Origin of the sequence: Prevotella sp. kh1p2 (assembly GCF_900111525.1) — a bacterium.
Lineage (GTDB): Bacteria > Bacteroidota > Bacteroidia > Bacteroidales > Bacteroidaceae > Prevotella.
On the sequence record NZ_FOHY01000015.1, the window covers coordinates 73,496 to 88,067 of the forward strand.

At 54.0% G+C, this 14,572-nt stretch carries 10 protein-coding genes and 2 tRNA genes; all 12 read right to left on the minus strand.

The window, feature by feature from the left end; translation table 11 throughout:
• Positions 1-639 precede the first annotated feature (639 nt).
• Positions 640-1,188 carry a DUF6646 family protein gene (locus BMW31_RS09885; RefSeq protein ID WP_091824960.1) on the minus strand — a complete coding sequence of 183 codons (549 nt, stop codon included), beginning with the start codon at positions 1,186-1,188 and terminating at the stop codon, positions 640-642.
• Positions 1,185-2,630: a hypothetical protein gene (locus BMW31_RS09890; RefSeq protein WP_091824963.1), complete on the minus strand. Its 1,446-nt coding sequence runs from the start codon at positions 2,628-2,630 to the stop codon at positions 1,185-1,187. The genes BMW31_RS09885 and BMW31_RS09890 overlap by 4 nt, the downstream gene beginning before the upstream one ends.
• A gap of 212 nt (positions 2,631-2,842) precedes the next feature.
• A complete protein-coding gene (asnS, locus tag BMW31_RS09895) occupies positions 2,843-4,240 on the minus strand; it encodes an asparagine--tRNA ligase (protein WP_091824967.1) in 1,398 nt (465 codons plus the stop codon).
• 70 nt (positions 4,241-4,310) lie between these two features.
• Complete coding sequence (locus tag BMW31_RS09900) at positions 4,311-5,804, minus strand: pseudouridine synthase (protein WP_091824971.1); 1,494 nt, start codon at positions 5,802-5,804, stop codon at positions 4,311-4,313.
• A gap of 50 nt (positions 5,805-5,854) precedes the next feature.
• Positions 5,855-7,201 carry an adenylosuccinate lyase gene (purB, locus tag BMW31_RS09905; RefSeq protein ID WP_091824974.1) on the minus strand — a complete coding sequence of 449 codons (1,347 nt, stop codon included), beginning with the start codon at positions 7,199-7,201 and terminating at the stop codon, positions 5,855-5,857.
• Between the two features lie 125 nt (positions 7,202-7,326).
• Positions 7,327-7,401: transfer RNA gene (locus BMW31_RS09910), tRNA-Val, on the minus strand.
• Positions 7,402-7,774: 373 nt separating this feature from the next.
• Positions 7,775-7,849 (minus strand) — tRNA-Val (locus BMW31_RS09915).
• 172 nt (positions 7,850-8,021) lie between these two features.
• The gene (locus BMW31_RS09920) at positions 8,022-9,161 is read right to left on the minus strand and encodes an OmpA family protein (protein ID WP_091824977.1); all 1,140 of its coding nucleotides are present in this window, start codon (positions 9,159-9,161) and stop codon (positions 8,022-8,024) included.
• 172 nt (positions 9,162-9,333) lie between these two features.
• Complete coding sequence (mutL, locus tag BMW31_RS09925) at positions 9,334-11,157, minus strand: DNA mismatch repair endonuclease MutL (protein ID WP_091824980.1); 1,824 nt, start codon at positions 11,155-11,157, stop codon at positions 9,334-9,336.
• A 6-nt stretch (positions 11,158-11,163) separates the two neighbouring features.
• Positions 11,164-11,433: a hypothetical protein gene (locus tag BMW31_RS13315; protein WP_143049184.1), complete on the minus strand. Its 270-nt coding sequence runs from the start codon at positions 11,431-11,433 to the stop codon at positions 11,164-11,166.
• Positions 11,430-13,133, minus strand: a complete 1,704-nt coding sequence (locus BMW31_RS09930; protein WP_091824984.1) for an OstA-like protein — start codon at positions 13,131-13,133, stop codon at positions 11,430-11,432. The genes BMW31_RS13315 and BMW31_RS09930 overlap by 4 nt, the downstream gene beginning before the upstream one ends.
• Positions 13,130-14,572, minus strand: coding sequence for a peptidylprolyl isomerase (locus BMW31_RS09935; RefSeq protein WP_091824988.1), 1,443 nt, complete (start codon positions 14,570-14,572; stop codon positions 13,130-13,132). Before BMW31_RS09935 ends, BMW31_RS09930 begins: the two co-directional genes overlap by 4 nt.

The window sequence follows — 14,572 nt, forward strand, 5'->3', positions numbered from 1 at the left end:
TATGATTAGTCCGAATTGAGAATGTAGCTTGATTGTGTAACAGCACGAAATCAACTATCCATCCTCCCCAACAAAGCCAATCATAATTGTCAATTGTCCATTTTCAATTCTCAATTACCCCATTCTCAATTCTCAATTATAACTAATCATAATTATCAATTGTCCATTATCAATTCTCAATTAGCCAGCATCAAGGGGCTGTTTTGTCAAATATTCATGCCTAAAAAACCTGCATCTGTTTTGCTCGAAATAGAAAACGGAAAGGCTGTTTTTGGCCTCTTCAATGCCCGGAAGCCACCTTTTTGAGTGCCAAAGATGGCCTTCAAGGCCCTTGAAGCTATGCTTTTGAGGCTAAGGAGCTATGCTTTTTAGCGTAAAGAGCTATACTCCTTACCGTAAGGAGACCATCTCCTTAGCCTAAAGAAGCCATCTCCTTAGCCTAAGGAGGCCGTCTCCTTAGGGTCAAAAAGCATGCAGAAGAAACAACGTATTAATACTCAATGAGTTACGAAAATAGCAATTTTAGCGCGTATTTGCGGCCAAACGGACGGTTGGTGGCAAATACGCGAAACTGGAGAGGGTGTTTGTAAAATTAAATAACAGTATTCCTTCCCTCCTCTCCCGTGCCCGGAAGTGCGGCTACAGATTGAAGGTGAGGCCGGCAGAGACGGCGAACTTGTCCTTGTAGAGCCAGGCATCCTCGGGGCTGCCGAAGGTCTTGAAGGCATTGTACTGCACCTGCAGGTAGCAGCCCACTACCTCGCCGAAGTTGTAGCGCACGCCTGCATGCGCATCGCCGACCTTGAACCCGAGCCCAATGCCGGCATAAACGTCGACCGGCGAGGGCAGGTGAAAGGCTTCCTGGCCGTGGGCGTCGAGGTGGAAGCCAAAGTTGTAGCGCTCTATCAGGTCGGAATGGTCGTCGTCGGAGCCATCGGACACGAAGAGCAAGCTCACCTTTCCGCCGAACGACAGCCAGTCGTTGAGCCCGTAGTCGCACCCAATCTCGGCCCCCGAGTGGCTGCCCACGAGCGTATATCCGCCATAGAGCTTCCAGTCAAAGTCGCCGTCAAAGGCCTGGGCCTGCACCCGTGCCGATGCCGTAAGCAGCAGGCACAGCAGCAGGAGGCCGCGCAGCATGGGCCATCTGCAGGCCGGGCATGGTGGCGTAAGTTTCTTCTTCATCATTTAATCGTATATTTCGTTACGGAGAAAACCTTGCGGCGCGAGCCGTTCTCCTTGTTTTTCACTATCTGCGTGCCGTACACCAGGAAGTTCTCTCCATACCAGTGCTGCGTGTTGGTTTGCTTGGCTTTGCGCACGGACTCCGCCTCGTTGTCGGTTTCCAGCCGTTCTTGATTGCGGTCCTGCAGCACGCTGCCGTCGGAATTGGCAAAGAGTTTGGAGACAAAATACTTGCCGTCGGCATACACCAGGTTCACGTTGTCGCCCTTGAAGCCTGCCGATACGAACCTCTTAACGTACATGGGGCGCGTCTTGGTGTCCATGGGGAAGCAGTTGTCCCACAGTATCTTGCCCTCCGGGTCGAACTTGGCGAGCACGGCGTGGGTGTATTCGTAGCCGTCGAAGCGCGTCTGCATGATGTTGCCCATCATGTAGGTGACGTACACGGGATAGTAGGCTTCGCCCAGGTAGAAGTAGTTGCGGCCGTCGGTCATGATGTCGTGCGAGGCCATGAGGTATTTGAGCGAGTATTCCTTGCCCTTCTTCTCGGCCTTCTCCTTGCGCCTTTCGACCTTTGCCTTGCGCTTGTCGCTCATATATTCGGTAAAGTTCTTGAGGTCGAGAAAGTTGTAGAACTTCACGAAACGGAACTGCCAGTCGGCCAGTTCGGAGAAGTAGATGCCCTCGGCCATGTCACCCTTGTGGGTGTAAGTGCCCGTAACGAAGTACTTTCCGCCTGCTTCGGAGATGGAAGCAGACAGGAGCTTGCGGTCTGTATCCTTGGTCAGACAGGTTGCCCCGAGCTGGTTTCCGTTTCTGTCTACGCGTACCAGGTAGACCTCTCCGTCTACATCCACGAGTGCATAGATGGTTCCGCCGATGACGGTGTTCTCCATGATGAATACCTTCCGGTCCTTTACGCCCTCGAAGTGCATGTCGGCAAAGCGGCTCTCACCGGTCTTGAGGTCGATGATGCCTATGCGGTCGAGCTTCTTCCGGGTAGAACTGAAGACCAGCAGGCCGTCGAAGATGTTCAGTGTTCGTATGCTTCCCTTGCGCGTGTACTCGCCGTCGGTAATGGCGGTGCGGCGGGTCGAGGGGTCGAAAGCCACGATGGAGAAGCCGCCGTCGCGTGCCCGCAGCACGGTGTAGTTCATGTGCTGCTCGTAGATGGAGCGATAGTAGTAAAGGTCCTTGTCTATGAGTACGGAGTCTACGAACAGACGTTTCATGTCGGTAGAATAGTACTCGGTCTTGAAGAAGCGCTTGCCGTTCTCGGAATCTTTGGCAAACGACTGGATGAGCAGGCCCTGCTCTTCCATCGACAGCACTACTTCGTCTTCGTAATCATCCTTGTTCGAGAACTCCAGTCGCCCCGTTACCTGCGCCGTGGCGAGGTTGGCTTGCATGCAAAGGAGCAGGATCAGGCTGCATACATTTTTCATGTTTCTTGGTTTTTAATGGTCCGGAAAAGGTTGCTACATGGCTTTTTAACTATATTAACGATGCAAATATAGCTTTAAACCGGCAAACACACAAGCGCGGGAAACGACAAAAAGGAAAATGAAACGTGTTTTTAAGGTTATTTAAATAAAAAAAGTGAGCAGGCGTCTGGTTATCAAACGCCTGCTCACTTGGCAGTACCGGTATCGCCGTATCAGAACTCGGCGTTCTTCGGTGTACGCGGGAAGGGGATTACATCGCGGATGTTCTGCATGCCGGTAACGAAGAGGATGAGCCGCTCGAAGCCCAATCCGAAGCCGCCATGCGGACAGCTGCCGTACTTGCGGGTATCAAGATACCAGCTGTAAGCACTCTCCTCCATGCCGCGCGACTTGATTTCGGCCACCAGCTTGCCGTAGTCTTCCTCGCGAACGGAGCCTCCTATAATCTCTCCTATGCGCGGGAAGAGCACGTCGGTGCCCTGCATGGTCTTGCCGTCGTCGTTCTTCTTCATGTAGAAAGCCTTGATTTCGGCCGGGTAATCGGTCATGATGACGGGGCGCTTGAAGTGCTCCTCCACGAGATAACGCTCGTGTTCGCTGCTCAGGTCCATGCCCCAGCCGGTGACGGGGAACTCGAACTGGCGGCCGTTGGCTACGGCCTGCTCAAGGATGTTGATGCCTTCGGTGTACGGAAGGCGCACGAAACGCTCCTTGACTACGGACTCCAGCGTCTGGATAAGGCTCTTGTCTATCATCTGGTTGAGGAATTCGAGGTCGTCCTTGCAGTGGGTCAGCGCCCAGTTTACGCAGTATTTGATGAAGTCTTCCTCCAGATCCATCAGCTCGTCCTTGTCAATGAAGGCCACTTCAGGCTCTATCATCCAGAACTCGGCGAGGTGTCTCGGGGTGTTGCTGTTCTCGGCACGGAACGTAGGACCGAAGGTGTAGATGGCTCCCAGGGCCGTTGCGCCGAGCTCGCCCTCCAGCTGTCCGCTCACGGTGAGGCTGGTCTTGCGGCCGAAGAAGTCGTCCTTGTAGTCGATGTTTCCGTTTTCGTCGCGCGTCAGTTCATTCAGGTTCAGCGTCGTAACCTGAAACATGTCGCCCGCGCCTTCGGCATCGCTGGCCGTAATGAGCGGCGTGTGGAAGTAGAAGAAACCGTGGTCGTGGAAGTACTTGTGGATGGCAATGGCCATGTTGTGGCGTATGCGGAACACTGCTCCGAAGGTGTTGGTGCGCAGACGCATGTGAGCATACTTGCGCATGTACTCAAAACTCTGCCCTTTCTTCTGCATCGGGTAGTCTGACGGGCAGAGGCCGTAAACCTCGATGTGCTTACCGGTTACCTCGACCGTCTGCCCCTTGCCCTGGCTTTCTACGAGTACGCCGTCTACGTTGAGGCATGAGCCGGTGGTGATGCTCTTCAGCACCTCGGCGTCAAAGGCCGTTGGGTCTACTACTATCTGTATGTTCTTGATGGTGGAGCCGTCGTTCAGCGCAATGAAGTCAACAGCCTTGCTGCTGCGGTGGGAACGAACCCAGCCCCTGACATTGATTTCCTTTCCAAAGTCGGTGCACTGTAAGGCATCAACAACTTTAGTTCTTTTCATTCTGTAATGTGTCATTAAGAATAATGAGCCATGTTGCCATCGCTCATTATTCCGGTTTGTTGTGTTCTCGTTATTCAAAAGCACCCATGCGGAGCATGTCTACTTCCTTCTCCGTAAGGAAACGCCAGTCGCCGCGACGGAGGCCTTTCTTGTTGAGTCCGGCAAACTGTACGCGGTCGAGTTTTACGACCCTGTAGCCCAGACTCTCGAAGATGCGGCGCACGATGCGGTTCTTGCCGCTGTGAATCTCGATGCCCACCTGGCTCTGATCACGGTCATCGGCGTATTCGATGGCGTCAGCATGCACCTCTCCGTCCTCCAGTTCCACGCCTTCAGCTATCTGCTGCAGGTCGTGCTCGGTAATGGCTTTGTCGAGAAATACGTGGTACACCTTCTTCTTGAGGAACTTGGGATGAGTGAGCTTGCTGGCCAGGTCGCCGTCGTTGGTGAGCAGGAGCACGCCCGTTGTATTGCGGTCAAGGCGTCCCACGGGGTAGATGCGCTCGGGGCAGACGTCCTTCACGAGGTCCATCACCGTCTTGCGCTGCTGCGGGTCGTCGCTGGTGGTAACGTAGTCCTTGGGCTTGTTGAGCAATACATAGACCTTCTTCTCCAGCGAAACCACCTGGTCGTGGAACTTCACTTCGTCGGAACGCAGCACTTTTGTGCCCAGTTCGGTTACCACTTCGCCGTTAACCGTCACCACGCCTGCCTGGATGAACTCGTCTGCCTCACGCCGCGAGCACACTCCGGCATTAGCCAGAAACTTGTTCAAGCGCAGCGGCTCGTTGGGATCTACGTTCTCCTCTTTATATTCTATGCGCTTTTTCAGACTGTATTTTGCGTTCGGATCGTAGTCGGGAGTGTGCTGGCGATAGCCGCCCTGGTTGTAACCACGGGGCTGATAGCCGCCTCGCGGCTGGTAACCTCCACGCTGATTGTAGCCTCCGCGGGGCTGATAACCGCCACGTTGGTAGCCACCTTGCTGCCGTGGTTGGTAGCCTCCCTGCTGCCGAGGCTGGTATCCACCCTCCTGCCGGGGCTGATATTCACCTTGCTGACGAGGCTGATATTCGCCTTGCTGACGAGGTTGATAGCCACCCGGACGGGGCTGGTAACCTCCCTGCTGACGCGGTTGATAGCCACCCTGCTGGCGTGGCTGGTAGCCTTCCTGACGCGGTTGATAGCCGCCTTCGGCATCGCTGTTGTTGTAGCGGGGGCGATATCCGGGGCGCGGACGGGGCTGATAGCCTCCGCGCGGCTGGTAACCGTCGCGCTGCTGATAGCCGCCTCCGTTGTTGAAACGGGGACGGTACGGGCGTTGCTGACCTGTCCCGGAACCCTGGAGTCCGGCTCCAAAGCCCTCGGGACGGAACCCGCCTTCGTCGTTATTGTTGCTACGATCGGTGCTGTAAGCACGCTGCGAATGGATACGAGGGCGCTGCGGACGACCCTCCTCACGATAATCTCTCTGATAATTGCCGGCTGGCTGGTAGCCTTCACGGCTGCTTTCATTCTGCTCAGCTGTTGAATCCTGAGTTTTGTTCTCTAATTCTGAGTCCATAATCAATTATTTTTTAGCCTCACGGCTGGGGTTAATAATATTGTATTTAATTAAATGCCAGTATAGTTACGGGGCGTAACAGCCATGAGTTCGGCCTTCACGGCGTCGCTCACATCAAGTCCCTCGATGAACTCGCGAATGGTTTCGCGCGTCATCTTCCGGTTGGTTCGCGTCAGTGCCTTGAGTGCCTCGTAAGGATGCGGATAGGCTTCGCGACGCAGAACGGTCTGTATGGCCTCGGCCACCACGGCCCAGTTGTTGTCGAGGTCGGCGTTGATCTTGTCCTCGTTGAGTATCAGTTTGCGCAGTCCCTTTAGCGTACTCTGTATTGCGATGATGCTATGGCCGAAAGGAACACCCACGTTACGCAGCACGGTTGAGTCCGTGAGGTCGCGTTGCAGGCGGCTAACGGGCAGCTTCTGTGCCAGGAACTGCAGCACGGCATTGGCCATGCCGAGGTTTCCCTCACTGTTTTCAAAGTCTATGGGGTTCACCTTGTGGGGCATGGCACTGCTGCCCACCTCGCCTGCTTTTATCTTCTGCTTGAAATACTCCATGGAGATGTACATCCAGAAGTCGCGGTCCAAGTCGATGATGATGGTGTTGATGCGGCGCAGGGCGTCGAAAACAGCACCCATGTTGTCGTAATTACTAATCTGCGTTGTGTACTGTTCGCGCTCCAGACCGAGCTTCTCACTTACGAAGCGGTTGCCGAATGCGCGCCAGTCGAACGTGGGATAAGCCACGTGATGGGCGTTGAAATTGCCCGTGGCACCACCGAACTTGGCCGACATCTTGCAGGCCTTGAGCGCCCCGAGCTGTTCGGTGAGTCGGTATACGAACACCATGATTTCCTTTCCCAGACGTGTAGGAGAAGCCGGCTGACCGTGAGTCTTGGCCAGCATGGGCACATCTTTCCACTCGTCGGCATAGGTCTGCAGCTGCGCGATGAGTTCCTCAATCTGCGGACAGAGCACCTCCTTCAGGGCCTCCTTGATGGAAAGAGGCACGCTGGTGTTGTTGATATCCTGCGAGGTGAGGCCGAAGTGGATGAACTCCTTGTACGAATCGAGCCCGCCTATCTTGTCAAACGTCTCCTTGATGAAGTACTCCACGGCCTTCACATCGTGGTTCGTAACCTGTTCAATATCCTTCACACGTTGCGCTTCGGTTTCGTTGAAGTTGAGATAGATGCTGCGCAGGGTCGGGAAACGCAAATGGTCGAACGCGGCCAGCTGCGGTAACGGCAGCTCGCAGAGCGCAATGAAGTATTCAATCTCCACGCGTACACGGTAACGAATAAGTGCAAACTCCGAAAAATAGTTGGCCAGTGGTTCTGTCTTTCCCCGATAACGGCCGTCAATAGGCGAAACGGCCGTCAGCATGTCTAATCCCATAAACGATTTCGTATGATTTGGGCACAAAGTTACAAATTAAAATCCACAATGCCTGCAAACATTTAGATAAAAAGTTTTAAGAACCGAAAAGTCCCGCAACTCATAAGAATTGCAGGACTTCCGAGTGGGCGTTGACGGATTCGAACCGCCGACCCTCTGCTTGTAAGGCAGATGCTCTAAACCAGCTGAGCTAAACGCCCCTACCACTGTAAGGCGAGTGCAAAGGTACAACCTTTTAGCGGAACGGCCAAATTTTCGGGCCTCTTTTTTTCTGTTTTTGCAGAAATCGGCCTCTCAACTCTGTCTTGTCACAGTTCTTTCTGCCTTTTCCGGAGGTGCTGTTGCCATCTGTTAGGAACTTTCGACACTTGTCTCACATATGTGCGACAGGTGTCACACAATCATGCGACAAGTGTCGAAAGTTCACGAACACCAACTTCAGCCCGGAAAACCATACCGCTTGAGGCCCCGAACTCACACGCAGAAACCTATGGGAACAGGCAAGGCAGAATACAGCAAAAGGTAGGGAAACAAAAAACCGCAACCTTTGCAGATTGCGGGCATTGGTGTATGTGGGCGTTGACGGATTCGAACCGCCGACCCTCTGCTTGTAAGGCAGATGCTCTAAACCAGCTGAGCTAAACGCCCTTACCACTGTAAGGCGAGCGCAAAGATACTGCTTTTGGACGGAACAGCAAAATAATCAGGCTGTTTTTTATATCGCTTCAACGGTTTTCATGCGGTTCCGCTGCGGTATGGACATAAAAAAAGTGCCTCCCGAAATCGGGAGACACCTTTAAATTTTATCTGTTGTGAGAGATTACTCAGCAACTTCAACAGTAGCACGACGGTTGAAGGAGATAGGAGAAAGCTCATCAACGCCACCATTACCCTTAGTAGTAATGTTGTCGCGGCTTACGCCCATGTTAACCAACTCGTTAGCAACAGTCTCAGCACGCTTCTCGGACAGCCACTGGTTGTGGTCGGGTTTGCCGGTTGCGCTGTCAGCATAACCATTGACAACGAGCTTGCGGTCGTTCTCCTTAGCATACTTGGCAACGGCCTCAACATTTACGAGGTCCTTCTTGGAAGCGATGTTGGTCTTGTTCAGGTTGAAGAATACAGATACCGGAGTGGTAACGAATTCCTTCACAGACTCGGCCGGCTTCTGGTTAGCAAGCATCTCTTTCAGGCGAGCGTTCTCAGCATTAGCATCGTTGAGCTGTGCATTGAGAGCGTCAATCTGCGACTGAGACAGAGCCTTGATAGCGTCAACATCGGGAGTCTTGTCCCATGTAGCGCGACCCAGGTTGAAGGTCAGACCAACTTCACCATAGAGGTTGTTGTCGTGAGAATCCCAACCACGGTTAGGACGGCCTACGTTCTCATTGCCATCAAGGTCACCCTCGTAGCGGTTCCAACCCAATTCAAGGTTGATGGCTACGTGACGGCTTACGTTGAACTCATTGAGGATACCTGCGCTCAGACCCATAGCATAGAGGTTGTGGGTCATCGTACGGCCTACGCCACCACCTGCGAAAGGAATGAAATTCCAAACACGGTTGGGGTTGTAACCCAGAAGCATGTTGCTCAAGTTGAACAGGATGTGCTCGTTGAGAATCCAGTACTTGTTGAAGTTACCTGCGTTCACGTCGTCGTTTACAGACTTACCCCAGATGCCCTGCAGCTTTGTACGGAGACCGAGACCCGGAGTAAACCACTTACCAATAGCAACAGCGGCACCAGGACCTGAACGGAAATCCTTGAAAGGACTCTTCTCAAGATCCATACCATGTTCCTGACCTGAATACCACGCATTCCAATCTGCACCAACTTGGATGAACCAGTTGCTCCAGAAAGAATTGGTTGCAACACTGTACTTTTGTACAGGATCTGCGTCCTGTGCCATTGAGCACATAGAAACGCCGGCAAATGCCAATACAATCAATAATTTTTTCATAACTTTTTATATTTAACAATCAATAAATTAATTCCTTAGTGCTTTCGCACATACATCTAACCAGCGGCAAAGATAATAATAAATTTTAAATCTTATCACATTTTCGGGAGAAAAACTGTTTTTTAACAAAAAAAAGATAGATATTTAGCAGTTTCGTGCCTCAAAACCAGCATCAGCTAAGCAAATGTTCGATTTCATCCTGCCTTAATATACACAGAATATTATTTCCATCCGGTGTGTAATTCACATTGGAGCAAGCAAAGAGACTGTTGATAATATTTTCCATCTCGTCATTGCTTAGAACCTGACCTTGGGGGATAGCTGCATGGCGGGCCATACTCAGCGACAGGCTCTCTTTGATGCGCGCATCAACGGCCGTACCCTTATCCATGGTATCGCTGACCATCTCCTTTATCAGGTTCACTACATTGAGTCCTTCGATGTCAGAGGGCACAGCATTCACGGCATAACTATTGCCACCGAGGTCTGTAAGCTCGAAACCCATCTGTTGCAGCTTCGGAAGTATCTTGTCCAGCAGCACGCTTTCCGAGGCCGGAAACTGCACTACTTCGGGAAACATCATCTTCTGAGGCGAGAAGCGGTGCGCCTCGAACTGCCGCAGATACTGCTCGTAGAGGATGCGGACATGGGCCCGGTGCTGGTCGATAATCATGAGCCCCGACTTGACTGCCGTCATGATGTACTTGCCCTTGTACTGATAGTGGCTCGGTGACTTCTCCTCAATGATGGTCTGCTCATTGCCCGCAGGCTGCTGCTCCTCATCGGGAGCAAACAAGCCGGCATCCTGCCGCGCCTCTCCCCCGAGTCCCGCGTACAGTTCCTCCCACTGGTCAGGAATCTCGCTGCGGCTGTTCATCTTGCTTTCCCTGAAGGGATTGTACTGCGGATTGTAGTTTATCTTAGGCGCCGAGGGGGCTGCCGACCGGCCGTCGAACACGGGAATGTCGGGCCGGCCCTGCGTATCGAAGTCGATGGAAGGCACTTCGTTGAACACGCCGATAGCCTCCTTGACCGCTGCAACGAGTATCTGCCAGATGGCCTGCTCGTTATCAAACTTGATTTCGGTCTTTGTGGGATGGATGTTCACGTCGATGTTCTCCGGCTCCACGTTGAAGTAGATGAAATAAGGCACCTGCTCGCCCACGGGAACCAGCCGGTCGAGCGCCGTAACCACAGCCTTGTTGAAGTACGGATGCTTCATGTAGCGGCCGTTGACGAAGAAATACTGGTGGGCTCCTTTCTTGCGGGCAGCCTCCGGTTTGCCCACAAAGCCCGTTATGCGGCACATCGTCGTGTCAACGTCGAGCGGCAAGAGGTCTTGGTTCAGCCGCTTGCCGAACACGTCGATGATGCGCTGGCGCAGGCCGCAGGCCTTGAGATTGAACATCTCGGCACCGTTGCTGTGCAGCGTGAAGGCCACGTCGGGATTCACCAGCACGATGCGCTCAAAGGCTGCCAGGATATTGTTGAGCTCCGTGGAGTTAGACTTCAGGAACTTTCGGCGTGCCGGAACATTGAAGAAAAGGTTCTCTACCGTGAAGTTGCTGCCCACGGGGCAAGAGCACGGCTCCTGACCGGCGAAGCGCGAACCCGACACCGAGAGGTGCGTTCCCACTTCGGCGGAGGCCTGGCGGGTCTTGAGTTCAACCTGCGCCACGGCGGCTATCGAGGCCAGCGCCTCTCCGCGGAAGCCCATCGTGCGCAGGGCAAACAGGTCGTCGGCCTTGCGTATCTTGGAGGTTGCATGCCGCTCGAACGACAGGCGGGCATCGGTTTCAGACATGCCCTTGCCGTCGTCTATCACCTGGATGGATGTGCGCCCGGCGTCTACTACCAGCACATGGACGTTGCGGGCACCGGCATCGATGGAGTTCTCCACCAGTTCCTTGACCACGCTCGCGGGCCGCTGGATAACCTCGCCGGCGGCAATCTGGTTGGCCACAGAGTCGGGTAAGAGTTGTATAATGTCACTCATCTCAGCTTAATTTACTAAACAATACCATATTACAAGGAGCAACGTAATGAGGCAAACGATGATGCCGCCGTCGCGAAACCACACCTTATTATATATAGGGCGACGCCGGCGGCGGAACGAGAAGATTTTGCCGCCGCGGGCGGAGCTATCCTTCAAGGGGCTTGAAGGATGCCTTCGGGCGCCCTGAACGATACCTTCGGGCCGCTTGTTTGGCATGTCCGTGTAGATGAAGGTATGGCGGAAGCCGCGCGGCCGGCGTTTTCCGAAGTACCTCATAGCCCGCTGCCGGCCTTCTCACGGCCCTCGGCGGCATTTTTGCCGGGCTCCGTGGCGATGTGCTGCAGCGGTGCCGCAGTGCGTTGCTGCTCCTTGAGAGTCTCGCCCGCGGCCTTGGGTTTCCAGATAAAGATATCGTCCTTATCCACCGGGCGGATGTAGTCGTACCAGGCAAAACGGTCGAGTTTATCCTTGCGGGGCGGTATCTGCGTCATCGGATACATGTCGCCCGTGGGCTTGTAGGCCCATATCCGCTGCAGTTTTCGGTCGGGTGTCATGTACATTCTCATCGTATCAGTCTCGATGTAGTTGAGCCCTATGAGCGAACTATCTTTGTCGCTGATGGGATAATAGACCGACTGCACGTTGCCGATGGCGTCCGACCGCCTGATTTTTCCGTCCGTGAAGTAAGCCATCATGTCGGTAGAAGAAATCTGGTTGAAGTGCTTCCCGTCGTCCATCTGCTCGATGGAGAGGGCCTGCTTGTCAACGTGGGCGTAGCGGATAGTGGAGTCGTTCATGTACACTTTTATCCTCTCGCCCAGCAGCTGGCGGGCTCCGTTCCACACGATGGGGTCGCGGTACATGGTCATACATGAGTCGGCGGAGTTGAATACCAGCGAGTCACAAACGGCCTGAACGTCCTTTCGGTAGGCTCGGACTTTGTAGAAGCAGTGCACTTTGCGGTAAACAGAGTCGGTGTTGATGTTGAACGTGTAGAGTTTAACGGAGTCGGCGTGGGCATAGAGCGTGTCGCCCTGCGAGAAATCCTTCATCACCGCGTTCCTTGTTGCGTAGCCGTAGCCCGTTGCCTCGTTGTAGTGCAGCACGTCGCAGTCCAGCTCGTTCTTGTTTTCCTTGTCCACGTAAATCACCCGTCCGTAGCCGTAGCTGTCGCCGTTCTTGGTGTAGAGCAGCGTGTCTCCTACGATTGACTTCTGTTTGTCCTCCATCATCGAGCGGCCGTAGAGCCTTGCCATGTCGGTTTTCGTATTGTAGTAGGCGTCGTTGGTGTGCACAACGCTCCCGTCGGAGGTTATCTTCGAGTTCGGTCCCACTACGTGCGCCATCGACGTTCGGGTGTCGTAATAGAGCGTATCGGTAGAGATTACGCTCTTGTCGCTGCGCATCCGCACGTTGTAATAGAACACCGACTGCCTTGTGTCGAGGTTGTACTGCCCCCAGTCGGCCACGAGCTTGCTCTTGCCGTCAACCAGCGTGCCTCCTTCTTCAAAGAAGGCGTAGTTGTAAAGGCGGTCGTAGTTCAGCGAATCGGTATTGAGCGTCTGCCCCCGATGCTTGAGCCACACCTTCCGGCGGGCCTCCATCATCTGCCCCATGCCGTCGTAATAGGCGTATTCGCAGGTCAGCGAGAGCGTGTCTCCTTGCCTGAACCTGACATGACCGAAGGCTTTGACCGAGTTGGATGCCTGGTAAAAGTAGGCACTGTCGCACCACAGGTGCCCTCCCTGATGGCTGAAGTGCACGTTGCCCTTCACTATCTGGGCATCGGGATTGTTGCCGAACTGGTCGAAAAGCAGCTCATCGGAGTGGATGAGGTAGATGCGTTCGTCCGATTTCGGCCGCTTCTTCACCGGCTGCACGGCCCATGCAAGGCACAGGCCGAAAAGGCATAGAACCGCAACTCCTGCAATCCTATGCCCCCACAGATAGCTGAATATGTGAGTTCTCGATGTCATTTAATCCATCCTTGGTATTCAAACTTGCAGTCCTTGTACCGGTCGTTAATCCTTACATACGTGTGTCTGATTTTGTCAACCACCCAGTTGTGGATGAATTCTTCACGCTTCTTGGCCAGCACAAGGTCCTTCATGACCTGATAGTCCTCTGTAATGGAGGCGCGATGGCCGTCGATGCGGGCCTTCAACTTGGCGATAACGCACACTTTCTTGCCCTTGCTGTTCACCATCTCAAAGGGTTTCGAGATGTCTCCAACCTTCATTCCTTCCACCTCGCGGGCTATTTCAGTGGGCAGGTCCTTCATCTGGAACTTCGACGTAAGCGTCTGGTTCTGGCGGTCGTTGTATGCCATGAGGCCGTGGTTGTTGCGGGTATCCTTGTCGTCTGATAAGAAGGAAGCGGCATCCTCGAACGAGAACTTGCCGGCCTTGATATCGCTCGAGATGGAGTCGAGCTGCAACTTGGCCTTGTCTACGGCATCCTGAGACACGTTGGGCTTGAGCAGAATGTGGCGTACATTTACGCGGTCGCCGCGTTTGTCGATAAGTTGGATGATGTGGAAGCCGAACTCCGTCTCCACAATCTTTGATATTTTCTTGGGGTCGGTGAGGTTAAAAGCCACGTTGGCAAAGGCCGGGTCGAGCGTTCCCCGGCCGGTGTAGCCCAGCTCGCCGCCCTGTCGGGCCGTGCCGGGGTCCTCGGAATAGAGGCGCGCCAGTGTGGCGAAGGTGGTCTCACCGCGCGTAACACGGTCGGTATAGCTGCGCAGCACCTCCTTTACCCGGTTTATTTCGTCCTGCGAAACCTTGGGTTGGCGGGTCAGGATTTCCACTTCCACCTCCGTCGGAACGTAGGGCACGCTGTCTTCGGGCAGCTTTTCGAAATACTTGCGCACATCGGCGGGCGTCACGGTGATGTCCTTCACCAGCTCCTGTCGCATCTTGGTGATGAGCTGCTGGTTCTTGAAGTCGTCGTGCATCTGCTGCCTCATCTGGGCTATCGACATGCCGCGGTATTCCTCCAGCTTCTCCTTCGAGCCGTTGGTCATCTGCAGCCAGTAGTCTATCTGCTGGTCTATGCTGCTTGTAACGTCCGACTCAGACACCTCGATAGAGTCCAAATCGGCCTGGTGAAGGAAGAGTTTCTGCACTGCTATCTGCTCGGGAATGGAGCAGTCGGGGTCTCCGGCCCACTTCATTCCTTCGGCCTGACCCTGCATGCGCATCACTTCAACGTCCGATTTCAGTATCGGTTCGTCGCCTACTACCCACACCACTTCGTCTATTACGGCCGACTCGGGCGCCTTGGGTTCCTCCTTGGCCACCACTGCAGTATCGTTGGCAGCAGCGTGCCGGCCCGTCTGGCGAGCGTTGGCACTCATTCCTGCCAGCAGCAGGCAGGCCATGCAGCCTGCAAAAAGTTTATATCCTTTATTCAT

Bases quoted from the DNA above. Each gene is read 5' to 3' on its own strand.
- BMW31_RS09885 (WP_091824960.1), bottom strand. From the start codon at position 1,188: ATGATGAAGAAGAAACTTACGCCACCATGCCCGGCCTGCAGATGGCCC.
- BMW31_RS09890 (WP_091824963.1), bottom strand. From the start codon at position 2,630: ATGAAAAATGTATGCAGCCTGATCCTGCTCCTTTGCATGCAAGCCAAC.
- asnS (WP_091824967.1), bottom strand. From the start codon at position 4,240: ATGAAAAGAACTAAAGTTGTTGATGCCTTACAGTGCACCGACTTTGGA.
- BMW31_RS09900 (WP_091824971.1), bottom strand. From the start codon at position 5,804: ATGGACTCAGAATTAGAGAACAAAACTCAGGATTCAACAGCTGAGCAG.
- purB (WP_091824974.1), bottom strand. From the start codon at position 7,201: ATGGGATTAGACATGCTGACGGCCGTTTCGCCTATTGACGGCCGTTAT.
- BMW31_RS09920 (WP_091824977.1), bottom strand. From the start codon at position 9,161: ATGAAAAAATTATTGATTGTATTGGCATTTGCCGGCGTTTCTATGTGC.
- mutL (WP_091824980.1), bottom strand. From the start codon at position 11,157: ATGAGTGACATTATACAACTCTTACCCGACTCTGTGGCCAACCAGATT.
- BMW31_RS13315 (WP_143049184.1), bottom strand. From the start codon at position 11,433: ATGAGGTACTTCGGAAAACGCCGGCCGCGCGGCTTCCGCCATACCTTC.
- BMW31_RS09930 (WP_091824984.1), bottom strand. From the start codon at position 13,133: ATGACATCGAGAACTCACATATTCAGCTATCTGTGGGGGCATAGGATT.
- BMW31_RS09935 (WP_091824988.1), bottom strand. From the start codon at position 14,572: ATGAATAAAGGATATAAACTTTTTGCAGGCTGCATGGCCTGCCTGCTG.